The following is a 24,947-nucleotide window of genomic DNA, read 5'->3' on the forward strand; positions in this document are numbered from 1 at the left end:
GTGATAGATGGCAGCAAAAGAGATTCATTTTAGTGATATTGCTAGAGGAGAACTTTTCGAAGGTGTTAAAAAATTAGCGGACGCTGTAAAAGTAACAATGGGGCCTCGCGGTCGCAATGTACTTATTCAAAAATCTTTTGGAAGCCCAAGTATTACAAAAGATGGTGTAAGTGTTGCAAAAGAGATTGAGCTTCCTAACACTGTTGAAAATATGGGTGCACAACTTGTAAAAGAGGTTGCAAGCAAAACTGCGGATGAAGCTGGTGATGGTACAACTACTGCAACAGTACTTGCATACAATATCTTTAAAGAAGGTCTTAGAAACATCACAGCTGGTGCAAACCCAATCGAAGTTAAAAGAGGTATGGATAAAGCAGCTGAAGCGATTGTGGCTGAGCTTCAAAAAATCTCTCGTGAAGTAAAAGATAAAAAAGAGATCGCACAAGTTGCAACAATTTCTGCAAACAACGATCCAAAAATTGGTGAGCTCATCGCTGAAGCTATGGATAAAGTTGGTAAAGATGGTGTTATTACTGTTGAAGAGGGTAAATCACTCCAAGATGAGCTTGAAGTTGTTGAAGGTATGCAGTTTGATAGAGGATACCTCAGCCCATACTTTGTAACAGATACTGAAAAGATGGAAGCTGTGCTTGAAGACCCATATATCCTCCTTTATGATAAAAAAATCAGTAATATGAAAGATCTACTTCCAATTTTGGAAAAAATTGTACAAACTGGAAATAAACCACTCCTTATCATTGCTGAAGATGTAGAGGGTGAAGCACTTGCAACACTCGTTGTGAACAAACTAAGAGGTACACTCAATGTATGTGCTGTAAAAGCTCCTGGATTTGGTGATAGAAGAAAAGCGATGTTGCAAGATATCGCAATCCTCACTGGTGGCCAAGTAATTAGCGAAGAGCTTGGACGTACATTAGAGAGTGCAACACTTGAAGATCTCGGACGCGCTTCAAGAGTAGTTGTAGATAAAGAAAACACTACTATTGTAGATGGTAAAGGTGACAAAGCTGCAGTTGAAGCACGCATTAAAGAGATCAAAGCACAAATTGAAGTAACAACAAGTGAATATGATAAAGAAAAACTTCAAGAGCGCCTTGCAAAACTTGCTGGTGGTGTAGCAGTTATCAAAGTAGGTGCTGCAACTGAAACTGAAATGAAAGAGAAAAAAGATAGAGTTGATGACGCTCTTAGCGCAACTAAAGCTGCTGTAGAAGAAGGTATTGTTATTGGTGGTGGTACTGCCCTTGTAAGAGCAGCAAACAAAGTAAGTCTTGAACTTGAAGGCGATGAGAAAATAGGGGCTGAAATAATTCTTAGAGCAATCAAAGCTCCACTCAAACAAATCGCTGAAAATGCAGGATTCGATCCAGGTGTTGTAGCAAACAATGTTGAAAATGCTGACAATGAAAACATCGGATTCAACGCTGCAACTGGAGAGTATGTAGATATGTTTGAAGCTGGTATCGTTGACCCAGCAAAAGTTGAGCGTGTAGCATTGCAAAATGCAGTATCAGTTGCAAGCTTGCTCCTTACAACTGAAGCAACTGTAAGTGAAATCAAAGAGGAAAAACCAGCAGCTCCAGCTCCTGACATGGGAGGAATGGGTGGTATGGGAGGAATGGGATTCTAATCCCTTCCCTCACCCAAACTTTTTTATTATCTCATCTACTTTCGATCTTTTAACTTTTTGCACTAAAACCACTTCATTTGTTAGCTTTTCTTCTTTATACTCATCAAATATGTAAAAATTATTATTGTATTTCTCTTTGAGAGTATGATAGGTATTGTCTTTTCGTGGATCTCTTTCAATGAGAAAGTGACCCTTTCCAAGCACTACTTTGCGAAGTAAAATATCATCTACCTCTTCAATAAGAAATTCTATTTTCTCTTTTTCTATAACACCACCCTCTTGGAGCCTTTTGCGCAGTTTCAGTAGCATTTTTGGATAATCGCTTGCTATAAGATCTGCACCTCTTTCATGCATGGCAATGGCAAGATCCTCTTCATTGACTGTCCACACTCCAACTTTGAGATGGATATTGTGTGCAAACCTGTTGGCTTTAGCTGTAGCTATTCGATAGTGAGGCAAGACAAGAGCACATCCAAGCTGCTTTGCATCTGGAATTTTGCCTGGAGGATAGCTATATACAAGACCTGTAGTAATAGTGCTATCAAGGCGTTTTACTTCACTTACAACCTCTTCATAAAAGCTTATAATACATACATCTTGCTGCATCTGATACTCTTGCACAAGCTCTACTACCTTTTGACACGTATCAGGCTCTTTAATCTCCAAAAACATAGCAATTTTGCCTTTTGCGCTCTCAAGCGCTTCAGCCAAAGTGGCTACAGGCTCACTATCTTCAATGAGGATATTTTCTTTGATATATGCAAATTCAAGCTCTTTAGCCTCTTTTGCCACACCAGCCACCCTCTCAAAATCGCTATCGTGCAAGAGTATCAACTCACCATCTTTGGTGCTGCGGATATCTACCTCTACAATATCGGCTTTGATACGAATAGCATGTTTTATGCCTTTGATAGTGTTTTCAGGAACTTCTAATCCCCCACCTCTATGTGCTATAACACCAAAAGGCTTTTGATTGAGTGCTTTTTCAATCATTTTGAATCTTTTCTGTAAGAATTGCAAGAGCTCTCTCTTGCTCTTTTGGAGAGAGTTTTCCAGCTTTATAGAAAACTACTTTGCCCTCTTTATCAACAATGACAATATCTTGATTTTGATCTGCTAATCCCCACTTTTTAACGAGGATCTTCTTATTATCTTTCACATAGATAGTTTATGGAAACTTCTTTTGCTTCTTTTTCAAAATTGCATTGAGTAAAAAGTTTGGCATCCAGGTAGCTGCCATATTGATAATAGCAACTGATCCATACTTGCTTCTATCAAAATTTTTTGCTTTGACTTTTTCAAAAAACTCCTCATTGAGATCTCTTTTATCGGGATCGCTATACACAAGGAGGTAGACCTTGCCGCGAAGGGATGAGAGGTCAAATGCACCACCACTCACTAGTCCTCCATCTTTCTTATCAAGCACCACTTTTGGCACTATACTTCCTATCTCAATACCTAAGCTAAAGATAACCAACATTACAAGTAATGCTATCTTTTTCATTTTTGCTCCAAAAATCGTTTTCTAATGGCAGGATTTGTCATATTCTCTCCTCTTGCCATCATTGCCAAAAACTCTTCAAATCCTACTGCACCAGCTACCTTTTTCTCATAAGCACCAAAGCCATAATTCATTGGAGTTTTATCTCCTAATTTATACCAAGCCTTGCGTGCATCAATATAGCGGTGTGTATCATCAGTATAAATCCAAAGTTTTATTTTGTCTTTCTCTTTTTGGTTGAGATACCACTTTGCCAAGCATCCTGGATCATCAAAAAAATAGACTCTACCATTTGGCATAATAGCTTGGGCACTATGGAGTTTCGTTTCAAGCTGCATAGTACACTCTACACACTGCACTTCACCCGGTTTAAAGATTACCGGCTTTCCATCTTTGCTTTTTTTATAGACTTCAATCTTCTCACATCCCACAAAAAAAAGAAAAAATAGTAATAAAAAAACTCTCTTCATCTCTCCTCCTAAAAGAGCCATACACCATTTTTGAGATAGTAGCTTATGACATAATATGTAAGTATCAATGTAAAAACTATATCAAAAAGAAGCGCTAATTTTACTGAAGAGACAACTCCTAATGCCTTCTTGACCCCTACTGCGATACCTAAAAATGTCCCTAAAAAGAGCAGTGTATAGAGAACGTAGCCTATATAATAGTACTCCTTTTGCAAAATACAAAAGGGGCAGTGATGCGTAGGTAATTCATAGATATAAGGAGAGAAAAAGAAGATAATCGCCAAAATGGCAATGAAAATAAATGTCACACTCAAAAATGCAAAAATATAGATCCTCTTATAAAAAACTATTAACAGAGCAAGATTACCATAAAAAAGCCCTAAAAGCAGTTTTGGCGGAATATGGGATAAAATCCCTAAAGCGCTCTGTCCAACAGGATTAAAGAGCACTCCACAGCAACTTACAATCTTATTCACATCAAGGGCATGAAAATAGGCATATTCAAGCAATAGTTCAGCGACAATAAAAAGATAGAGCAGCACAAACAAGCGAAATTTGAGCTTTGTATAGGCGTAATCGATGGTTTTCATATCAAGTGCGTTGATAACAAGCCAGATACCAAAGAGGTAGATATTAAGAATTTTCACACCAAAAAGCCATACACCATAAGGATTTGCCGTAACAACACCAGCAGCGCACATTGCGCCAGGGATAATATTGGAGAGTTTATCAAGAGTGTATATAAAATAAAAAAGAAGAATGATTTTAAAAAAGAGAGCAAACTTAATAATCGTAGCGGCCAAATAACTTTGACGTAATAATGCATACTGTCTTGGCGTATCGGCATTATAATCAAACCACAAAGAGATCTTTATACTAATTATCCATGCAATACTCAAAAAGATAAAAAGCAGCGTATCTAAAAAGAGATTGATAAAAACCTCAGGAGAGAAAAACATTGCCCTCTCTCACTTCATAAATCTCATCTACAATTTCTAGATCGGCAAATCTGGGATCATGTGTGGCAATTACTATCGTCTTGCCCTCTTGCTTTAATTGGCCTAAAATCTGCAAAAACTGCTCAGTAAGAGCACTATCGAGATTTGCTGTGGGCTCATCTGCTAAAATAATAGGAGGATTGTCTATGAGTGCTCTTGCAATGGCACAACGCTGCTGCTCACCGCCGCTCAGTTTCCTTACAACCATATCCTTTTTGTGTGCAATTGCAAAGCGCTCCATAACTGCACTAGCCATCAGCTCAAGCTCTTTTAGAGGAGTTGGAGTAGGAATTAATGGGACTATCACATTTTCAAAAACTGTGAGATCTTCTAAGAGATTAAATTTTTGAAAAATAAAGCCTATCTTTTCTCTTCTATATACAGCTGCAAATCTATCTGGAAGCTTTGAGATAGTTTGCCCATCTACTACCACTTTTCCACTTGTAGGTCTAGTGAGTGCCGCAATGAGTGAAAGGAGCGTACTTTTGCCACTCCCACTTGGCCCCATAAGAAGCACAAGAGAGCTCCTTTTTATTTGCAAACTTACATCTTTTAAAGCCACAACCTCTTTTGCAGTACCTAAATTGTAAATTTTACTCACTTTTTCCAAAGAAATAATAGCACTCATCGTATCGCCTCTTCTGGATCAATAACTGCCGCTCGCCAGCTTGGAACAATCGTTGCAGCTAAATAGAGAGGCACAAGAATTAAAAAGATGCTCACTGCAATGGAGGGCTCATACACCACCATGAGATCTGCTTGGGGTTTGAGAGCTGAAAAGCCGCTAAAGAGATTGCGTAAAAGAGGCGCTTGTAAAGCAAAAACAAAGAAGTAGCTCCCAATCACTCCTACCAAATAGGAGCTCCCTATCACAATCAAACTCTCTAATAACTTCAAAAACAAAACATCCTCTATGCGCCACCCTAAGGCTTTGAGAATACCAATCTCTTTAATCTGCTCTTTTCCTACACTGCTAGCTTTTTCAAATACCAAGATAAAAAAGGCAAAGAGTGCTCCAATAAAAAGCGCCAAAAAGAGTCCACTCTTATAATCAAAGAGGTTTTGATAGCTAGTTCGCAGATCCTCTTTTGTAATAACACGGGTATCGGGATAGAGTGTGCGTAGTTTAGCAGCGATGGTACGCATCTCTTTTGGATTTTGGAGTTTCACAACAATATCTGTAGCCTCATTTTTTGGAAGTGCAAAGATTTTTCTTGCTAACTGCATCGGAACCAATATCGTATCACTCGCTTCTAGTGCACTTTGTGCTGGGAAGGTACCTGCAAGTTTAACCTTGATAAAATCGCCTTGGGGAGTGATAAAGTTGAAAAAATCTTTATAGTAGTGGTTTTGTAAAACTCTCTTTACCCCCTCTCCTACTACCATAAAATTACCTTCTGCTTCTGTGTTGGCAATAGCTTCATTGAAACTCTCTTTATAGCTTACATCATCAAAATCGATCCCCCCTACACTAAAATTGACTCCAGCAGGTGCGTAGTAGTAATACCCCCACACACGTGGCATTGCCCAGGCTATACCACTGATATTTTCAATTTTTTCAACTCTTTGCATATCTATTGGAGCAAGTCTTCCAGCTGCTACCTTTTGCACATAAATATCAGGTAACGCATTAAGAGTAACAAAGAGCTCCTTTTTGAGCGAAGCTGCAATCAAAAAAACACTCATAACAGTAAAAATGAGCAGACTAAAAATTATAAAAAGACTCACATTTTTCCATACTCTTCGGCGCAATGATGCTAGCGCAAAGGCGAGCATTTTCATTGAATTTGATCCTTTGCATTGAGATAGGGTGGAGGCGCATAGATAAAAGTACTTGGAAAATAGGGAGAAAGCGAAGGACCATATCCAAAAACCTCAAAAAGATTTGTAAGAGACCTGTGGCGAATGCAGTGCGCTTCAGTACTCATTGCAAGATCTGGTAGCTGCAAGAGGTGCACTACTGCTCTTTTTTGCTGCACACTTCCATGCTGCTTATGCATAATCCAAGCAGTCTGCCCTCCCCAGAGTAAAATAAAAAGAATAAAAAAAACAAAAAGATAGAGATATCTATTCAAGTTCTTGTAACACCTCTTTATTTATTTGTGAAAACCGTAAAATTTTCTTTCCTTTATGATCATTCAAAAAGCTCTTTGCATCTTGCAAAGATTTAAATGGAATCAACTCTTTACCCATAGGTCCATACACATCACTGCCTAAAACATAGTAAGCTTTTGTAGCATCTACTGCTTCTCCACTGTAGTAGTCACTCACATAGGCTCGCTTAAATTTATGGTTTTGGAGATATTTCATCATATCTTTGACACCATCAAAGTAGAGCTTTCTCCCCTCTTCATCAACAATCATCGTAGCCCACCGAGGATGTTTTGCTACAAACATTCCACATACAGGACATTTTGCATCTTTTGGTACATGAATATGTTTTTTGTGCTGTTTTTGCCACAGATAGAGCGCCACTGCTTGGAGTTTTTTACCTTGGAGGTTACAAAGATGGTTTTTTACAATATGCTCTTTGAGTTTGGCTAAAGAGGCAAACTCTCCATCAACCTTTTTACAGTGCTTTTTATAAAGAATTTTACCCATCATTGCCATTTTTTTCTGCTTGTGAGCAATTTTTGCTTGCTCTTTTGCAAACATTTTTCGCTGCAAAGCAAAAGCCTCATCAAAGCGCATGATTTTTCCACCATACTTCTTTTGAAATGCTTTAGCATCATCTATCGAACTAAAGGCAATTTTACTTTGCATACTCATCGTCCCAGGTACACTGCTGCCTACTACATAGTAAGCATTTTGTACAGGGATGAACTTACCGCTTTTTGCATCGACTACCATTATTTTTGCAATTTTATCTTTTATATGTGGATAAACTTGCGCTAAGCAGTGCATAGAGCATAGCTGCATCTGCTTGCCATCTTTGAGTACAACAAGGTGATTTGTTTTATAAAATTTTGCAAGATTCATACCACACACACTGCACCATTTTTGATGAAGTTCTGGATGTAGCATCGACTTATTAAAAGCAAAGAGTGCAAGAACAAAAAACATTGGAAGCAGTAGTTTTCTCATAAATCCCCCTTTGCTTTGATTATAGAGCAGAAGTGTTAAATTTATCTTAATTTATACTCTATAGGAACTATAATCTTTACACACTCTTTTGGTGCTGGAAAATCGCGGCGAGCCTTATTTATTGTTTTGATTGCAGCCTTATCCAAGATTTTGTGTCCACTCGATTGTAAAATCTCAATATTTTCTATCTCTTTTTGGGGAGTAAGCTCAAAACATACACGTACAATACCCTCTTTTTTTGTTCGTCTTGCCACTCTTGGATAGTATTTATGTTTTTGGATAGCCAAGCGGATCTTACTTGCAAAACGAGTGGTATATTGCTCTGCATAGGAAGGTTTGCGAGGAGGCTGAGGATGAGGCTTTTGGGTGCTACTCTTGTTTTTGTTTTGTGGTAGTGTTTTTTGCACAGAAGTTGTGTCTACCACCTTTTTCTCAATTTTTTTTACACTCTTTTTTGCAACCACTTTTTTTAGCTGAGGTTTCTGTTTTGGCTTACTATGTTTTTTTGTTATTTTTCGAGGTTTTTTTATAGTTTTTTTGGGTTTTAATAGCTTTTTTGGTTTTTTTAGTGTTTTTTTTATTATTTTACGTGGATTATTTTTTGGTTTTATATTTGGTTTTTGCTTAAGAACCTCTTTTTTGGGAAATTGCGTTTTCTTTTTAGGAGGCCTTTTTATAGTTTTATGCATTTTACAATTTTTACAGGCACATTTTTTGCAACTGCACTCTTTTTTTATTTTTATATCACTAATAACCACTCTTTTTGGCAACTCTTTTGGCATGGAAAAATTAAATTGAGAAATAAGAGCAAAAAGAGCTGCATAGAAAGCTAGTGTTATAAAAAAGGATCGTTTCATTTAACCGTTTCTACTGCAATATTTGTAAAACCTTCTGTTTTTAAAAGATCCAAAACCTCAATAAATACTTCAAACTTTGCATTTTTATCAGTACGAATGAGTATATTGCTCTTTTTATTAAGAGAGAGGAGTTTATTCTTAAGTGTAGCTAAAGTTACAGGATCTTTAAAGTAAAAGATCTTGCCATCTTTTGTAATGGAGAGCTCTATTTTTTTTACTGGCAGATTCTTTGCAGAACCTGCTTTTGGGAGATCAAGAGGAATAGCACCTTTGGCAATAAAGGTTGCAGTTGTTAGTACTATCACCAATAGCACCAACATAATATCGATAAAGGGGATAACATTAATTTGATCAAACTTTTTGAGCTGCATGTACTATATCCCATCGTGCAAGCAAGACTTCTACACGTCTTATCAAAAAGTTGTACATCATCGTTGCTGGAATTGCTACAACCAATCCCATTGCAGTGGCTTTGAGTGCAAGAGCAAGTCCAATCATAATCTCTTTTGTATTGACAATGCCATGCTGTCCCATTGTATAGAAAGTAAGCATAATTCCAAGCACCGTCCCAAGGAGGCCAATATAGGGAGCAGAAGAAGCAATGGTGGCAATCAAAGAGAGATAATCGGTGAGTTTAACTTCTAACTCCTCTTTATTGCTAAACTCTTCAAGCTTGATACTTCTAAAATAGAGCAGTCTTTCAATAAAAAACCAGACACTCAAAAAACTCATAAAGATTAAAAAACCAATTATCCCATAGTCGATAAACTCTTTTAAGTGATTCATACTTTTACCTTTGTAAGATCCAGAGTCACTTTCGTCCCCTTCCCTTTTTCTGCATCAATTGAAATCCTGATATTCTCTTCATCACAAAATCTTTTTACAATATTGAGCCCTATACCATATCCTTCGTTTTTGTCTGTTGCGCGATAGTATCTATCAAAAACTCTCACAAGATCTGCATCGCTCATGCCGATGCCATTATCTTCTATCACAAGTTTTGCATCTTTGACAATGATTTTAATCAATCCATCTTCTGGCGTATACTTTATCGCATTGGATAAAATATTATCAAAACTTTTTATAAATCCAATTTTTGGAAGATTGACCTGCAAAGGCTGTAAATCTATGTAGACTCTTTTTTTTTGTAACAACTCTTTAAAAAACTCTACGCGATCTTTTACAACTTCAGCTACATCAAAATGCTCTCTTGTATCTTTGTCTATCTCTTTTTTTATAAAAAAATCCACCTCTTTATAGAGTGCTAAGAGTTGTTCACTTGCTTTTGCTATGCGCTCAAGCCTCTTTTGCGATTTCTCATGGGGGCAGGATTTTTTGAGCATCGCTACATTGGCTTTAATGGTAGCTACTGGGATATTGAGCTCATGCAAGGTATCTTTGAGCAGATTATCAAGCTCACTATTTTGCTCTATCAGTGGAGAAAAGGCATATTTTGCAAAAAGATACCCAAGCATAACCACTAAAAGCGCTATAATCGCACCTAAAATCCACAAATAGTTCCAGCCAACATTATCGATCCACAAGTACCCCACAAATAGAAGCAAAAAAATAGAAACCCCATAGAGGAGCATAAAAGCAAAGATATCTCTACTTTTCAAACTTATATCCCACGCCTCTTACATTTGTAATAGCATCCTTGCCAAAAATCTTCTTGAGTGTATTCACATAGACACGCAAAGCCCCATCACTTACCACTTCATCTGGTTTCCAAAGATACTCATAAATACGCTCTTTTGTAACAATCTTTTTGCGATTTTTTACAAAAAGCTCCAAAAGCTTCATCTCTTTGGGATTGAGCTCTATGACTTCATCTCCCTTTTGCAATTTCATCTGCTTGATATCAAAAACATACTGATCTATTGCGATTTTTTCTGCACCATAGCTTCTGCGCAGTAAAGCTTTTATGCGAAGAGAGAGTTCGTCCAAGTCTACAGGCTTTGTCATATAATCATCAGCGCCGCGTAAAAACCCCTCTTTGATGTCCTCTTTTTGATTTTTGCTCGTAATAAAAATGGCTGGCGTCTCATCCCCACTCTTGCGCAACTCTTCTAAAAGCGTAAAGCCATCCATCCCTTCAAGCTTTACATCAAAGAGATAGAGATCATATTTGGTGTGATAGCAAAACTCTAAAGCCTCTTTTGCATTCACTGCCCAATCAACCCTATACCCCTCCTCTTGCAAAAACTCCTCTACTGTCTCCCCAAAGAGCTCATCATCTTCAAGCAGCAAAACTCTATATGCCACCCGCTATCCTCCATGCTAAACTTTCGCCTGCAAACATTGGCACTACATTGTTGTAACTTGAAGGAACTTCAAATGGCTCTTTTACAAGTTTGACCTCTTTTTTTGGTGGAGTGATACCATAAATATTTTGCGCATTATCGCTCACAAACTTTTGCAGATTCTCTAGTACCCCTGCTGCTTCAAAGAGCTGGGCTAGAGCTGGGAGTGCAATAGGAGCAGTAAAGACCCCGGCAGCACATCCAGGAGCTTCCTTTTTATCTCTTGGATGGGGAGCGCTGTCACTCCCAAACATCACCTTCTCATGTGCCATGAGTGCTACTTTGCGCAAGGCCATGCGATCTTCTGGTCTCTTTGCGATTGGTTTACAGAATAGATGTGGCTGCAAAAGTCCGCCTGCTACATCATCAAGAGTAATGTAGAGATGGTGCAGCGTAATAGTGGCGTAGAGATTTTCATACTTCATCAAAGCATCTACCGCATCTTTTGTCGTGATATGCTCCATTATTATTTTGAGATCTGGAAATCTTTTGGCTATGCGCTCATAGATAGGAATAAACTCAGCTTCTCTATCCATCACAAAGCCATTTGTCTCTCCGTGTACGCAAAGAGGAATACCCAGCTCACTCATAGCTTCTAATGTTGGTGCTAGAGCCTCAACACTAAAATTATCTACACCATCTTCACTATTTGTGGTAATTCCAGCTGGATAGAGTTTTATAGCTAAAATCGAATCTTTTATATCAGCTAAAAAGGCATAATCATACTCTGGTCTAAAAAAAAGCGTCATATATGGCTCAAAAACCTCATCGCCCATTGCCTCTTTGATACGCTCTTTGTAGCTTTGTACCATCTCTTTAGTTGTTACAGGTGGTACGAGATTTGGCATCACTAGAGCACCTGCAAAGCTTTTGGCACTTAAAGGGGCAACAGTTTGGAGCATCTGTCCATCGCGCAGATGCAGATGCATATCAAGTGGAGAGTGGAGCGTCAATTGCATGTGCTACCTTTCTAAGAAGTTCTATTGTTTTTTGTTGATAAAGCTTGGCAAGTTCAGGACTTTTTGCTTCAAAGCGCGTCACAAGTACTGGCGTAGTATTGGAAGCTCTCACAAGAGCCCATCCCTCATCAAAGACAATGCGCACACCATCTACATCGATAATCTCTTTGATAGGAGGAAAATCATCTGGTGGCATAGCAAGAGCCTCTTTAAGCTTTTCAATAATGGCAAATTTTGCCTCTTCGCTTGTATGGATCTTAATTTCTGGTGTATTATAGACCTTTGGAAGTGAGGCTACTTCTGCATCAAGATCAACTCCCCTATATACAAGTTCAAGTACTCTTAGCATTGCATATATTGCATCATCATATCCAAAATAGCGATCATTAAAAAAGAGATGGCCGCTCACCTCCGCTGCAAAATCGGCATTAGTTTGGGCAATTTTTACTTTAAGATTGCTATGGCCAGTTTTATACATAATCGCTTTGCCAATTTTGTTTATCTCATCATACATCACCTGAGAGCACTTTACTTCACCAATGACTGTAGGATTATCAAGCTGTTTAGCAAAGATAATTGCAAGTTCATCTCCTTTGAAATTGTGCTGCTGTGTTAGTACTGCAATGCGATCTGCATCCCCATCAAAAGCAAAACCCAAATCTATAGCTTTCTCTTTCATTGTTTTTTGCAAATCTTTGAGATTCTCCTCTTCACTTGGATCTGGATGGTGATTGGGAAATGTTCCGTCTGGTTTGCAATAGAGACCTTCGTAAGAGATATCAAGCCCTTTTAGAATCGGCTCAGCAACAATGCCAGCTACGCCATTACCACAATCTATCGCTATTGTTTGCTCAAAATCTCTCAAATGTGAAAAATTTTCTAGCATATATGCGATGTAGCGCTCTTTTGCATCAATTGGATAGTATTTCTCATCATCTGCTATTACTATATCACTCGCTAGTACCTCCTCTCCAAGTGCATAGATATCTGCTCCAAAGAAGGGGTTCTTATCAACTGTAATCTTAAAGCCGTTATACTCAGGGGGATTATGCGATCCTGTAATCATCACTGAAGCACTAGGAGTTACCTTTTTACCATCTATCTCAAATGTTTGAAAATTACTAAAGTAGTTAACTCCCGTTGGCACCATGCCCATGCCAAGTACACGTTTACCTGCTGCATTGATGCCACTTGTAAGCCATTGAAAGAGTATTGGCGAGTGAGTACGTGCATCATACCCTACTGCAATATATTCACCAAGAATCCTTTTAGCTAAAAAGTAGCCTATTTTTTTTGTAGTTGTTTCATTAAGCTCTTTTTCAAATATTCCACGAATATCATATTCACGAAAAATACTCTTTGCCATTTTACTCCTACTTTTTGCTCAATTATAACAAAGTAGTACTAAAAGAGCTTACCTATTTTTTTAAATCCATAGTAGTAAAGCATGATGCCCAAGAGTGTAACTCCAGCAAAATATGGCCACAGATCTACAAATGGTGTACCACGGAAGAATATACTCTCCGTTCCTTCTATATAGTAGCGAAGAGGCGAAAAGAGTGAGAGCTTTTGCAAGATTGGATGCATCGCATAAATGGGTGTCCAGGCACCACTCAAAAATATAATTGGCATCATTATAAGTATTGAGAGCTGTGCTACTTGCATGATATCCCTTGCCACGGCAGCTATGAAGAGCCCGATTCCAGCGCTACTGAGAATATAGAAAAAACTAAGCAGCACAAAAGCCCAAAAAGAGCCGTTTATTGGAGTGTCAAATGCCCAAAGGATCACAAACCCAACAGAAATGATCGTCCCTAAAAGATTGATAAATACCTGTGAGAGACTTTTTGCTAAGATTATCATCTTTGCATCCACTGGCATCAAGAGCATAAGATCCCATGTGCCATCTTCTTTCTCTTTCACAAAAACCATCGCTGTGAGAATGACACTCAACAGTGTTATCACAGAGAGAAGCTCAGCTAAAGAGATAAACATATGAGTATCTGCATTTTGATTGAAGAGTTTGTGGGTTTTGAGCTCAACAGGCAGGCTAAGTTTTTGAAAATCCAAGATAATATTTTGCAAATAACTAAGTGTAATAAAGCTTTGTGCAGCTGCAGTGGAGTCTACAAGCACATTGATAGTTGCTTTTTTACCTTGAGCGTAATTTGTGGCAAATTCTCTATCAAAAATGATACCAACCATGATGTCTTTATTGAAGATCGCTTTGCGAAGGCTTTGCTCATCCAAAAAGGCTTTTGGTTTTTTAAACTCTGGGGCATGAAAGTGTGAAAGGATCTTTTGACTCACTCCACCTCCAGTATAGTCTACATATCCGATTGTCACATTTCTTGGCTTCACTGCTATACCAGCCCCAGCAATATAGACATCAAGAGTATAAAAATAGAGCACAGCTAAAACCAAGAGGGGAAGGCGCAAAAAGGTGAGTATCTCTTTGAAAAAAGTAACGATAAAGGAGCGTATCATCGCATCTCCTTTTTCAGTAGCAGCGTACCTATTAGAAAATAGAGGAGGAAAAATCCCACTAATATTGCAAGATAGAGGATATTTTTTTGCGATGCAAAGCCTTGCCCTATGAGAAATGTATCATAAATGATATGATTGTAATACATCACTGGAAAGAGATGCGCTTCGATATAGGACTCCCCTTTCATCGATGATATAGGCATCAAGATACCTGAATATAAAAATCCAGGAATCACTGTCACAATAACAGTAAGCACCACTGCTACAATCTGGCGCTTTGTAATGATAGAGATAAGAAGCCCAATTGAGAGACTTATGAGCACATAGAGCTCGCTTGCAACCCAATAGAGGAAGAAGCTTCCTCTAAAGGGAACTTCAAATATATAGAGTGCCAAAATGAAAAGCACAAAGATATTGATAGAGTGGAGCAAAAAAACTGGTATCAGTTTTGCTGCTAAAAATTCTGACTTTGAAAGAGGTGAAGCGTAGAAGTTAAAGATGGTACCTTTTTCTTTCTCTTTGACAATTAAAAGGGCTGAGAGAAGCGCTGGAGCTACGAGGAGCACGAGACCTATGAGACCTGGAACAATAGCATCCTCATCACGCATTGCCTGGTTAAAGAGTGTACGCTGATTGATCGCAATTTTTGGCTTCAGCCCCATCCTTGCTCCAATATCTTGGGCAGCTTTGAGGATAGTTCCTTCTAAATAGCTTTGAATGGTTAGCGCTCGCATAGGAAAAGAGCCATCTACAAAAATTCCCATCTCACTTATTTGGCCATGGAGCAAGCGCTTTTCAAAAGAGCTTGGGATGATCACAATTGCATCGATTTTTGCCTGCTTCATGAGGCGCAGTGCCTTTTGCTCACTCATGTGAGAGAGTGTAGGTGTGAAATATTTGGAGTGCTCAAATTTTCCTATCAGTTCAGCTGAGAGTTTGCTTGCATCATTATCTATTAAAAGTACTCTTGCATGGGTGACTTCTAGGCGAATGCCATAGCCAAAAAGAATCAAAATCATCGTTGGTATTAGATAAACGAGATAGATGAGCTTTGTTCTGACTAGTTCAGTAAACTCTTTTTTGATATAGGCTTGTACAGTCCTTATTTTCATCTGTTTACCTTGTAGTAGTAAAGGAAAATGTCCTCAAAGCTTTTAGCTTCAGGATGCTTTTTGTATAGATTATTAACAGTATCATCAACGATCTTTTTCCCCCGCTTAAGCACTACGACTCTATCGCAAAACTCCGCTTCACTCATATAGTGTGTGGTAATAAGAATCGAAATGCCCCACTTCTTTTTTAGCTGCTTCAAAAGCTCCCAAAACTGCGCTCTTGCAATGGCATCTACTCCGCTTGTTGGCTCATCCAAAAAGAGCACCACAGGCTTATGCAAAAGTGCAGCTGCTACCGAAAAGCGCTGATTGACTCCGAGAGGCAAAGAAGTTGGAAAATCATCCATATACTTCTCAAATCCCAGCTCATGGGCATAGCGCTCTATGCGTTCAAGCGCTTCAAGAGGAGGTATTTGGTGCATATTGGCAAAGTAGATGAGGTTTTCTCGCACTGTAAGATCATTATACAGAGCAAAGCGCTGCGATACATAGCCGATTTTTGCCTTGAGATCTTGTCTATCCTGTCCGTTTTTAATGGGTTTTCCTAAGAGATAAAGCTCTCCTTCATCAATTGGGTAAAGCCCCAAGAGCATCTTGATAAATGTTGTCTTACCAGCGCCATTTGCTCCAAGCAGTCCTAAAATCTCACCACGCCTGAGCACCATATCGATATGATCATCTGCTACAAAATCACCAAATCGCTTCGTCAGACCTCGTGCCTCCATCACTATTTCTGGAAGATCAATTGCCACTTTACGCTCAGTTATCTCAATCTTTGGAGGGATTTTATTATGCTGTAAGGCGCTTACAAAAAATATATCTTCTAGAGTTGCTTCTTTGTGCTTTGCTGGCAAAGGTTTCAAAGAATAGGTTTTTCCATGAATTGTAAAGCACTCTTGACACTCTGTCGGCTCATAGACATACTCTTTGATAGCATCCACAAGCTCTTCTGCCTTGCCACTTGCAATGATGCTACCCTCTTCAAAGAGCAGTACTTTATCCATTTTTTGCGCCTCTTGCATATAGGCTGTGCTTACTAGAGCGATAGTTCCTTCTTCTTTTCGGATGTTATCGAGAATCTCCCAAAGCTCAAGGCGGCTTAAGGGATCGACTCCAGTAGTAGGCTCATCAAGCAGTAGTAGCTTTGGGCGGTGCAAGAGGGTGCAAATAAGTGAGAGTTTTTGGCGCATACCACCACTTAAATTTCCAGCAAGCCTATCAGTAAACTCTGCAAGACCTGCCATTTCAAGAAGTCTTTGGCGATAGGCATAAAACTTCTCATCTTTTTTTAATGCTCTAATATCAGCAAAAAAATCGAGATGCTCACCGACACTCAGTGTATCATAGAGTACGAGCCCTAGACCTTGTGGCATGAGGCCTATATCTTTTTTGATTATCTCAGCCTCTTTGGGTAAGTGGTACATAACACCACCAAAGCTTACTTCCCCTTCAAAAGGTATCACTCCAGCAATTGCATGCATGAGCGAGCTCTTGCCAGCCCCATCTGCTCCAATAAATCCTACAATCTCTCCTCTTTGAGCTTCAAGGCTTGCATGTGCGATACCTATGCGCTTTTTGTAACGGACTGTGACGTCTCTAACCTCTAAGAGCGCCATAGTTTTTCCCTACTAATAGCAGCAAGAGTGTAGTAGTCCCAACAAGTGAGAAGACAAGTGCCGTATGCATACCAAAGTGCTCCCAAAGCAGCCCACACACATACGCACCAAGCGCTCCAAAAAGAGCGACTCCGGCATAAAAAACTCCATAGACTGAGCCTTTATTGTCACTTTGCATGGCGATATAGGCTCTTGTGGCATTGAGAGTTGCTACGGTGAAGAGTCCAAAAAAGGCAAAAGCTATCCATGTAAAGAGAGGCTTTTGCAAAAAAAGCAGCAAAAGTGAAGCTACTCCACTTATAAATCCAAAAGCCATGATCTTAAGCGCACCAACTCTATCGATAAATACTCCCAAAAGATAGCTTGTTAGTGTCTGGGTGCCCGTAGATATCGCAAAAAGAAGTGGAATAACCATCACTGCAATACCCACACTCTTTGCTTGCATCGTCAAAAATGCATCACTCCACATGAAAAAGACAAAGAGAAAGTAAAAAAGAAGCATCCCAATGACACGTTTGTCTTTTACAGTGAGACGAAATTTCTGTGATTTTGGCTTTTTGGGCACATCTTTGACAAAAAATATCACTAAAACTAAGCCAATGAGCCCAGGAATGATGGTAAAAAAGAAGATGGAGCGAAAAACCACTTCGCTCTCTCCAAGTTTCCACAATAAAAAAAATGCTAGAAGCGTTCCTGTAAGCTCTCCTGCGATATCAAGCGTCTTATGAAAACCAAAAGTTTTGCCTGTACTCTGTTTCTTGCTGAAACTAGCTATCAAAACATCTTTTGGTGCACTCCGTAGCGCTTTACCTAAACGTTCCAATCCCCGTAAAGCTGCTACACTTTTGTAACTATGAGAAAAACCTATGAGAGGTTTACTCAAAGCCGAGAGCGCATATCCACTCACAACCAAAGGCTTGACAATTCCATAGCGATCGCTAATGAAGCCAGAGAGTAGACGCAGGGCATACGAGACAAAGGTAGCAACTGCTACGATGATTCCAAGCTTATCTACTCCTTCATGAAGAGTAACGACAACAAAGATTGGCAAAATAGGATTGATCATCGCCGTTGCCATATCGGTAAAGAAACTCACCCAGCCAAGGATTACAACGTTTTTATCGATTTTTTGGACATTAGACATTTGACATTCGACATTTGAAGTTTTTGATTCTTCTAAATCATCAAATTTATTTTTCACAATTTTCTCCTCCAATGTCCAATATCTAATGTCCAATGTCTAAATCTGCGGTATCTCATGAAGACTCTTTGGAAGTCCCTTACCATCAATAGATATAACGCCAGTTGCTGGAAGGCCAAGTTTAAGCAAAGGATCTGGTTTAAGAGGCTTGAGGTGCACCGCATAGACTCGTTGTATCCTATCACTCCTTACCGCCACCTCTTTTGGCGTAAACTCCGCTTTTTGCGCTATGCGTACTACCTCGGCCGCGATAGGCTTATTGGGATATGCATCCAAAAAAATCACTGCTTTATCGTGCAGTTTGATTTTACCATTGGAGAGCGTATCGACGTAGATTTTGAGATAGAGAGTGTTTGGATCGATAAGCGTAGCTACTGGCATACCAGCACCAAGAACCTCCCCACTATTTGCAATCTTTTCCACTACATATCCATTGAGTGGACTTTTGAGAGTAAGCTCTGCGATGACTGCTTCGATCTGTTCCTTTTGGGCTTTGAGTGCTTCAATCCCTTTTTTGAGCGCTGCTACACCCTTACGCAAAGCGTCAAGACCCTTTTGTGCAGCCTTGGCATCTACTACATCGCTCCTAGCGATAGCTATGGCTTGGAGGAGTTGTGCTTTTTTGGCTTTGAGTGCTCGAAGCCTGTTTCTATCTGTTTTATATTTGAGTGTAATCTCTTCTAATTTATGTTTTTGAATGAGCCTTTTTTTATAGAGATCTTTGATACGCAGATAGTCTTTTCTATCTTGAGTTACAACATCTCCTTGAGAGGCTATAGCGCTTTGAATCTCTTGAAGCTGCTTTTGCTTGGCTTTGAGAGCAGAGGTCGCTTTTGCAAGAATTTGTGGGATTTTTGTCTCATTTATATTTAGTTCTATCTCTTTAGCTTTGAGCTCTTCTTGTTTAGCTTCTATCTGCTTTTCGATTGCCTCTTTTTGCTTTGAAAACTCCTTGCTTTCTAAAACAGCAACCACATCACCTTTTTTGATCGCATCTCCATCATCGAAAAAGATCTTTGCAACTCTTCCAGGATATTTTGTATTGAGATTGACAAGATCGCCATCAAATCTCCCTACCCCTTCGATTAAGTTTGGTGGTAGCTTTTTTGGATGGAGTTTTATATATATAAGCGCTGCAGCTATTATAAAAAGAGCTAAAGCAAAAAAACCAACCCAATATTTTTGTACTATTTTCATACTAAATCCTTTAATACCTCAAGCGTCTTTTTTCGTCCAATCTCAATAATTTCATAAGCTTTATGAAAATCGAGTGTTCCTGCTATACTTTTGGGTATCTCTATCAATATATCTGGTGGATAGCCTCCAATACGATAATTAGAGAGTGTCTTTTGCATAGACTCAATAGCCATATCCACTATATCTATAAGATGATAGTCTTCTTGCTCATCTTTAAAAATCTGCCTTGCTTTATCTGTCACATTCGTAACAATTGTTTCAAGCTTCGAGACCTTCTGTTTTACATCTTTTGGAATTTTAATCTTAGGAGCCTTTCCCTCACCAAGAAGTGATATAGCAATGGTCAAATCACTAGGACTTGACATCGTAGGAGCCACTGGCAAAGGATTAAGGACACCGCCATCGATAAGGAGCATCCCATCCTTTTCTATAGGTGTAAAAAAAGATGGAATAGCAATAGATGCTCGAATAGCCTCTAAAAGATCTCCTTCTTGAAACCAAATTTCCCGATTGCGTTTGAGATCTGTAGCAACAGCAGTGTAATCATAAGGCAAGTTTTCAATTTTCACATTCCCCAAAATTTGGCGAAGCTTTTTCATAACCCGATCTCCACCAACAAGCCCCCGTTTATCAAAGGAAAAATCAAGCAATTTCATCACATCAAAGGCATCAAGTCCTAAAACCCACTCTTGATATTCCTTCAGTTTTCCAGCTGCATAGAGCCCACCGATAAGAGCACCCATGGATGCACCACTAATTGCAACGATCTCAAAATGCTTCTCAATCTCCTCTATAGCTCCAATATGAGCATATCCTCTTGCACCACCACTTCCAAGAACTAAAGAGATCTTCTTCTTTTTCATTTTCCTACGCCTTGCAAAAAGAGCTCCACTACTTGAGTAGGATTAAGATCTTTATTGTGTACAATCCAGTACTCTACATAGCCATTTGTATAGGAGTTAAATAAAAATGCCAATTTTAAAAAATCATGTTCTCGAAGAGGAGTTTGAGCATGAAGTTTTTCAAACCAAGAAGCAAGTAATGCAAGAATTGGCTCGATGAGCATATACTCCTTTTTACCCATTTTTAAAAAGAAAAGGGGATCTCCCATGAGTGGATCTTCTAATGCTCTTCTTTTTTGTTTAAATACTTCAAATTTAAGATTGACATAGTGCTGCAAGCAAAGAAGTGGGTCATCTATATTATTTGTCTGTTCTTGCAGCATTGAATAAAACTTTTTTATCTCAAATTCAATATAGGCTAAAAGTAGATCCTCTTTTGAAGCGAAAATCTTATAAAGTGCTCCTATAGACATATCAAGATGCTTCGCAATATCTTGCATTTTAAGATCCGCAAACCCTTTTTGCTCAAAAAGTTCGGATATTACCTCTAGTAAAATCTCTTTTTTTGTCTCTTTGATCTTTTGCTTAATTGTTTCTTTCATCATTACCTCTTCTTTAAAACCATTATAACTCAGCATATCTTAATGAAAAATTATATATCATTTTTGTGAATCTCGTTCACAAGGATAGAAATGAGTAAAAAAATTGGCTCAGTAGTTATTATTCTCCTTATTATTTTATTTGGATATCTTGGATTTGATTATCTCCACTATAGAAAAGTCAATGCTGTAAGCGACGCAGCCTTTATCAAAAGTGATGAACTAGCTATGCTTAGTTTTAAAGTAGGCGGTAAAGTAACGAAAATGACCAAAACAGAGCACCAACCTATAAAAAAAGGTGAACTCTTAGCTATAATAGATGATACAGACTTTCGCAAAGCAAAAGAGAAATTAGAGCATAAAAAAGAGGCTTTGATAAAAAAAATAGAAGCTTTGCAGCTAAAAAGAGAGAGACTCAAAAAAAATCTTACTTTGCAAAGTAAAATAGCAAGCCAAGAGATCGAAGCATTGCAAAAAGAGATAGAAGCAAATAAATCAAGAGTAAAAGCTTTTCAAGTAAAACTGCAAAAGCTGCAAAAAGATGAAAAACGCTTTAAATCCCTCCTGCAAAAAAGACTCATAGCAAAAGAGCAGTATGAAAATATACATACACAAAAAATTGCACTTCAAAAAGAGCTCCAAGCCATGCAAAAGGGTATAGAAGCACTACGCATCAAGCAACAAGAGCTACAAAATAGAGCAAAAATAGCAAAAAACCAAGAAAAGTCTATCTTGGAGCTCTCCAAAGAGATTGAGTCACTGGAAAAAGAGAGTGCTGCATTAAAAAGTACAATCGACGAGCTCAACCTCAAACTATCCTATACAAAGCTCTATGCTCCTTTTGATGGAATCATTGCTAAGAAATTCTTCGATACTCCAAAAATAGTTAAAAAAGGTAGCCCTGTCTATGCTATTACTGATCCTAAAAAACTCTATTGCGAAGTACTGCTTTCAGAAAAGAAAATGCACGGAGTAAAGCCTGGAAATCGTGTTACAATAAATGTCGATGCAGTTCCAGACAAAATATACCATGGGATAGTAGAGTCAATTGCTCCTACATCTGCCTCCACTTTTAGCTTGGTCCCCAGGGATATAGCAAGTGGGGAATTTACCAAGCTTGATCAACGCTTCAAAGTTCGCATAAAGCTCAACAATATCGAAGGTCTTCGCGCCGGTATGGGTGCGACTGTCGCTATAGAGAGGAAATAGCATGGCAACGCCAGCTGAAGATGTCGTATTAGAAGAGGGAAAAAAACCTTGGGATATAACCCCAACAGAGCGTGCAATCTTCTCTATCATTGTGATGGTAGGGGCATTTATGGCAATTTTAGATACTACTGTTGTAGATGTCATCGTCCCAAAACTCACAGGTCCCCTCGCCACAGATATGTATGGGGTACAGTGGATTATTACAAGCTATATGATAGCGGCAGCTATTGGCCTGCTTATTACTGAATGGCTCATTAAAACATACGGCTCGAAAGCCATTTTTTTATCAGGTGTAGCTCTTTTTGGTGCAGCCTCCCTCGCATGTGGTATTGCAAACACTCTTGAAGAGATGATAATTTTTCGTATTATCCAAGGTGTAGGCGAAGCTTTTATCATGGTCACAAGTCATATCATGATCTTTAGCTACTTTCCACCCCATCAAAAGGGTTTGGCTATGGGGATCTTTGCATTAGGAGTCAGTTTTGCTCCAGCCCTTGGCCCAACTGTAGGAGGATATTTAACTGAATTTTATAACTGGCGTATGGTATTTTTCATCAATGTCCCAGTAGGTATTTTACTTCTTATCTCCGGTATCATCTTCTTACCAAAAGAGCGTCTCTTTGAAAAACTGCGATTTAATTTTGTTAGCTTCATACTTCTTAGCTTTGCAACAGTCTCACTACTTGTCATGCTCTCAAAGGGACAGCAGTTTGGATGGTTTAACAGCTCTTTTATAGGAGTACTTCTTTTTTGCACCATTATTGGCTTTTTGCTCTACGCTCTTGTGGAGTTTAACTCCAAATATAGGCTTATAGATTTCTCTTTGTTTAAAAATCCCGACTTTTTTAACGGCATGATGATCTACTTTTTCATCCTCGGCTTTTCTATGTATCAATATTTTTATCTACTACCTGTCTATTATGAGCGAATTAAAATGCTTCCAACTCTCAATGCCGGTATTGCCGTTTTTGCATTTGCAGTCTTCATAGGAATCTTCTCTCCACTTGCAGGTATGCTTGCAGATAAAATTGGAGCAAAAAAAACGGTTGCACTGGCAGCATTCGTCTATGTCGCCACTTCTGTACTTTTATTGCCAAAACTCAACTACTATACCCCAATGCACCAGGCAATGCTTTTAACTATCCCTTTTGGTATTGGTATGGGACTCTTCTTTGCTCCTGTGACTGTTATGGTAATGCAAAGCGCGCCACCACATAAAGGTGAACTTGCCATTGTACTTATGGACTACTTTCGTTTCGTGGGAGGCAGTTTTGGTACAGCACTTGCCACAAACAATATGGAATATTTTAAAAATATGCATTTTTTGCGGATGAATGAGCTGCAAAACTATGAATACTTAAACTATTTTCTTCATAAACTACAAAATCTTCTCGGTCTAAGCTGGGAGCAAATAAAGATCATATTTGGTAGTTTTGAAGAGTTTATGAGCTTTAATTATGGCTTTTATAATACATTCATGCATGCAGGCTACTGGGGAGTTTTTGGTACGATTTTTGTACTTTTACTCTTTTTGATAAAACCAAAGGAGAACCAATGAAAAAAATCTTAGCCCTCTTATCTCTTCTCTTACCCCTTTTTGCACAAAATTATACGCAGATATTGCAAAAAATAGATAATTCGCTGCTTTTACAACAAGCCCAAAAGCTAACTATTGCTTCAAAGAAGATGGCTGAGGCTGCAAAGGGCAAAAATCTACCATCACTCGATGTATCTTTACAAGCTATTCATCTCCAAGAGACTCCAACGATGTATTTGCATATGCCTCAAATGCCTGTGGCGGGTCTTCCTATGGGTAAAAAAGAGCAGTGGCAAGGAGAACTGCGACTCACTTATCCACTCTTTAGCGGTTTTGCAATTACAGCTGCTATCCACAAAGCCAAACTAGAGTATCAAAAAGCAAAGCTCAAAAAAGATGATCTCAAAAGAAATCTCTATATGCAAATAACTATGCTTTATAGTTCAATCTTTGCATTAAAACAAAAACTGCGAGCTTTGCAAAAAGCACATGAAGCAATAAAACTGGCTTACAAAAAAGCAAAAGGCTTCTATGATAAAGGGCTATTAGCTCCAAGTGAGCTTTATAATCTCAAAGCCAAAAAGTATGCAATTACAGCAAATATAACACAAACAAAGGGGCAAATCAGCGCACTTTATAATGATATTTCCCATATACTCAATACAAAAATCTCTACTATCGATGGTCTTGTATCGTTCCCAGAGCCGCAAAAAGCACGTATTCTTCAGACTGCTATGCAACAAAGAGAAGATCTAAAAGCTTTGCAAAAGAGTTTAAGTATCAATGAAGAGGATGTTATTCTAGCTAAAAGCTCCTATTATCCTAAAATTGCACTCATTGCAGCACTCAAAAAGCATGGAGATAGCATAGCCCTCAATGGCGATGGATTTACAAATGCGGATCAAAGCTATGCAGGAGCAGTTTTACAGTGGAATCTCTTCTCAGGACTGAGTGATACGCGAACGGTAGAAGCTGCCAAAATTAAAAAAGCGGCAACCGCTTTACAAATAGCAGAATATAAAAAGAAGATTGCTACAAATATACAAAACGCTTTTATCAAGCTTACTGCACTCCAGCAAAAGCTTAAAAGTACGCAAGCTCAGGTAAAAGCACAAAAAGAATATTACAAACTAACCCAGGGAAGATTTGATAATCAGCTTACAAGTGCAGATGAACTGAGTCGTTCCATCGCAGATCTTGCAGCAGCAAAAGCGAGAAAAGCAGCTATAAAGGCAGAGATTTTCAATCAAAAAGCTTATATCTATCTACTCAGTGGACTTAAAAACTTTGAAAAAGTTGCACTACAACGATAAGAGGCAAAACC

27 protein-coding genes are annotated in these 24,947 nt (G+C 38.6%); 4 read left to right on the plus strand and 23 right to left on the minus strand.

Going from position 1 to position 24,947, the window contains the following annotated elements; all coding sequences use genetic code 11:
• The first annotated feature begins 7 nt into the window (after positions 1-7).
• Positions 8-1,651 carry a chaperonin GroEL gene (gene groL / locus NITER_RS05980; RefSeq protein ID WP_084275404.1) on the plus strand — a complete coding sequence of 548 codons (1,644 nt, stop codon included), beginning with the start codon at positions 8-10 and terminating at the stop codon, positions 1,649-1,651.
• Between the two features lie 9 nt (positions 1,652-1,660).
• Here groL and NITER_RS05985 read toward each other — a convergent pair whose 3' ends face one another.
• The 23 genes from NITER_RS05985 to NITER_RS06095 are packed head-to-tail and all read right to left on the minus strand — an operon-like array spanning position 1,661 to position 20,880.
• Positions 1,661-2,644 carry a glycerophosphodiester phosphodiesterase gene (locus NITER_RS05985; RefSeq protein ID WP_084275403.1) on the minus strand — a complete coding sequence of 328 codons (984 nt, stop codon included), beginning with the start codon at positions 2,642-2,644 and terminating at the stop codon, positions 1,661-1,663.
• Positions 2,637-2,810, minus strand: coding sequence for a YtfJ family protein (locus tag NITER_RS05990; protein WP_159445314.1), 174 nt, complete (start codon positions 2,808-2,810; stop codon positions 2,637-2,639). The genes NITER_RS05985 and NITER_RS05990 overlap by 8 nt, the downstream gene beginning before the upstream one ends.
• Positions 2,811-2,819: 9 nt before the next feature.
• Positions 2,820-3,155, minus strand: a complete 336-nt coding sequence (locus NITER_RS05995; RefSeq protein ID WP_084275401.1) for a hypothetical protein — start codon at positions 3,153-3,155, stop codon at positions 2,820-2,822.
• A complete protein-coding gene (locus NITER_RS06000; RefSeq protein WP_084275400.1) occupies positions 3,152-3,622 on the minus strand; it encodes a hypothetical protein in 471 nt (156 codons plus the stop codon). The genes NITER_RS05995 and NITER_RS06000 overlap by 4 nt, the downstream gene beginning before the upstream one ends.
• A gap of 8 nt (positions 3,623-3,630) precedes the next feature.
• Positions 3,631-4,581: a hypothetical protein gene (locus NITER_RS06005; protein ID WP_084275399.1), complete on the minus strand. Its 951-nt coding sequence runs from the start codon at positions 4,579-4,581 to the stop codon at positions 3,631-3,633.
• Positions 4,565-5,248, minus strand: coding sequence for an ABC transporter ATP-binding protein (locus NITER_RS06010; protein ID WP_197685302.1), 684 nt, complete (start codon positions 5,246-5,248; stop codon positions 4,565-4,567). The genes NITER_RS06005 and NITER_RS06010 overlap by 17 nt, the downstream gene beginning before the upstream one ends.
• Positions 5,245-6,402 carry an ABC transporter permease gene (locus tag NITER_RS06015; protein ID WP_084275398.1) on the minus strand — a complete coding sequence of 386 codons (1,158 nt, stop codon included), beginning with the start codon at positions 6,400-6,402 and terminating at the stop codon, positions 5,245-5,247. The genes NITER_RS06010 and NITER_RS06015 overlap by 4 nt, the downstream gene beginning before the upstream one ends.
• Complete coding sequence (locus NITER_RS06020) at positions 6,399-6,695, minus strand: hypothetical protein (RefSeq protein WP_084275397.1); 297 nt, start codon at positions 6,693-6,695, stop codon at positions 6,399-6,401. Before NITER_RS06020 ends, NITER_RS06015 begins: the two co-directional genes overlap by 4 nt.
• Positions 6,688-7,704: a nitrous oxide reductase accessory protein NosL gene (locus NITER_RS06025; protein ID WP_084275396.1), complete on the minus strand. Its 1,017-nt coding sequence runs from the start codon at positions 7,702-7,704 to the stop codon at positions 6,688-6,690. The genes NITER_RS06020 and NITER_RS06025 overlap by 8 nt, the downstream gene beginning before the upstream one ends.
• Positions 7,705-7,745: 41 nt before the next feature.
• Positions 7,746-8,561, minus strand: coding sequence for an energy transducer TonB (locus NITER_RS06030; RefSeq protein WP_084275395.1), 816 nt, complete (start codon positions 8,559-8,561; stop codon positions 7,746-7,748).
• Positions 8,558-8,932 (minus strand): ExbD/TolR family protein, encoded by a 375-nt coding sequence (locus NITER_RS06035; protein WP_084275394.1) that lies wholly within the window; start codon positions 8,930-8,932, stop codon positions 8,558-8,560. Before NITER_RS06035 ends, NITER_RS06030 begins: the two co-directional genes overlap by 4 nt.
• A complete protein-coding gene (gene exbB / locus NITER_RS06040) occupies positions 8,913-9,347 on the minus strand; it encodes a TonB-system energizer ExbB (protein WP_084275393.1) in 435 nt (144 codons plus the stop codon). Before exbB ends, NITER_RS06035 begins: the two co-directional genes overlap by 20 nt.
• Entirely contained in the window at positions 9,344-10,180 is an 837-nt protein-coding gene (locus NITER_RS06045) for a sensor histidine kinase (protein ID WP_084275392.1), read from the minus strand. Before NITER_RS06045 ends, exbB begins: the two co-directional genes overlap by 4 nt.
• On the minus strand, positions 10,170-10,826 hold the full coding sequence (locus tag NITER_RS06050; RefSeq protein WP_084275391.1) for a response regulator transcription factor: 657 nt from the start codon (positions 10,824-10,826) through the stop codon (positions 10,170-10,172). The genes NITER_RS06045 and NITER_RS06050 overlap by 11 nt, the downstream gene beginning before the upstream one ends.
• The gene (gene pyrC / locus NITER_RS06055) at positions 10,816-11,823 is read right to left on the minus strand and encodes a dihydroorotase (RefSeq protein ID WP_084275390.1); all 1,008 of its coding nucleotides are present in this window, start codon (positions 11,821-11,823) and stop codon (positions 10,816-10,818) included. The genes NITER_RS06050 and pyrC overlap by 11 nt, the downstream gene beginning before the upstream one ends.
• The gene (locus NITER_RS06060) at positions 11,795-13,189 is read right to left on the minus strand and encodes a phosphomannomutase/phosphoglucomutase (protein WP_084275389.1); all 1,395 of its coding nucleotides are present in this window, start codon (positions 13,187-13,189) and stop codon (positions 11,795-11,797) included. Before NITER_RS06060 ends, pyrC begins: the two co-directional genes overlap by 29 nt.
• Before the next feature lie 38 nt (positions 13,190-13,227).
• Positions 13,228-14,310 (minus strand): ABC transporter permease, encoded by a 1,083-nt coding sequence (locus tag NITER_RS06065; RefSeq protein ID WP_143779630.1) that lies wholly within the window; start codon positions 14,308-14,310, stop codon positions 13,228-13,230.
• Positions 14,307-15,422 carry an ABC transporter permease gene (locus NITER_RS06070; protein WP_084275388.1) on the minus strand — a complete coding sequence of 372 codons (1,116 nt, stop codon included), beginning with the start codon at positions 15,420-15,422 and terminating at the stop codon, positions 14,307-14,309. Before NITER_RS06070 ends, NITER_RS06065 begins: the two co-directional genes overlap by 4 nt.
• Positions 15,419-17,038 carry an ATP-binding cassette domain-containing protein gene (locus NITER_RS06075; RefSeq protein WP_084275387.1) on the minus strand — a complete coding sequence of 540 codons (1,620 nt, stop codon included), beginning with the start codon at positions 17,036-17,038 and terminating at the stop codon, positions 15,419-15,421. Before NITER_RS06075 ends, NITER_RS06070 begins: the two co-directional genes overlap by 4 nt.
• Positions 17,019-18,239 (minus strand): MFS transporter, encoded by a 1,221-nt coding sequence (locus NITER_RS06080; RefSeq protein ID WP_197685301.1) that lies wholly within the window; start codon positions 18,237-18,239, stop codon positions 17,019-17,021. Before NITER_RS06080 ends, NITER_RS06075 begins: the two co-directional genes overlap by 20 nt.
• A 39-nt stretch (positions 18,240-18,278) precedes the next feature.
• Complete coding sequence (locus tag NITER_RS06085; RefSeq protein WP_084275386.1) at positions 18,279-19,436, minus strand: HlyD family secretion protein; 1,158 nt, start codon at positions 19,434-19,436, stop codon at positions 18,279-18,281.
• Entirely contained in the window at positions 19,433-20,299 is an 867-nt protein-coding gene (locus tag NITER_RS06090) for a patatin-like phospholipase family protein (RefSeq protein WP_084275385.1), read from the minus strand. Before NITER_RS06090 ends, NITER_RS06085 begins: the two co-directional genes overlap by 4 nt.
• On the minus strand, positions 20,296-20,880 hold the full coding sequence (locus NITER_RS06095) for a TetR/AcrR family transcriptional regulator (RefSeq protein ID WP_159445313.1): 585 nt from the start codon (positions 20,878-20,880) through the stop codon (positions 20,296-20,298). The genes NITER_RS06090 and NITER_RS06095 overlap by 4 nt, the downstream gene beginning before the upstream one ends.
• Before the next feature lie 90 nt (positions 20,881-20,970).
• On the opposite strand from NITER_RS06095, the gene NITER_RS06100 reads away from it, so the two are divergent.
• The 3 genes from NITER_RS06100 to NITER_RS06110 are packed head-to-tail and all read left to right on the plus strand — an operon-like array spanning position 20,971 to position 24,936.
• Positions 20,971-22,086 (plus strand): HlyD family secretion protein, encoded by a 1,116-nt coding sequence (locus NITER_RS06100; RefSeq protein ID WP_084275383.1) that lies wholly within the window; start codon positions 20,971-20,973, stop codon positions 22,084-22,086.
• A 1-nt stretch (position 22,087) separates the two neighbouring features.
• Positions 22,088-23,644, plus strand: a complete 1,557-nt coding sequence (locus NITER_RS06105; protein ID WP_084275382.1) for a DHA2 family efflux MFS transporter permease subunit — start codon at positions 22,088-22,090, stop codon at positions 23,642-23,644.
• On the plus strand, positions 23,641-24,936 hold the full coding sequence (locus NITER_RS06110; protein WP_084275381.1) for a TolC family protein: 1,296 nt from the start codon (positions 23,641-23,643) through the stop codon (positions 24,934-24,936). The genes NITER_RS06105 and NITER_RS06110 overlap by 4 nt, the downstream gene beginning before the upstream one ends.
• Positions 24,937-24,947 lie beyond the last annotated feature (11 nt).

Origin of the sequence: Nitratiruptor tergarcus DSM 16512 (assembly GCF_027946175.1) — a bacterium.
In the GTDB taxonomy this organism is placed as follows: Bacteria; Campylobacterota; Campylobacteria; order Campylobacterales; family Nitratiruptoraceae; genus Nitratiruptor; species Nitratiruptor tergarcus.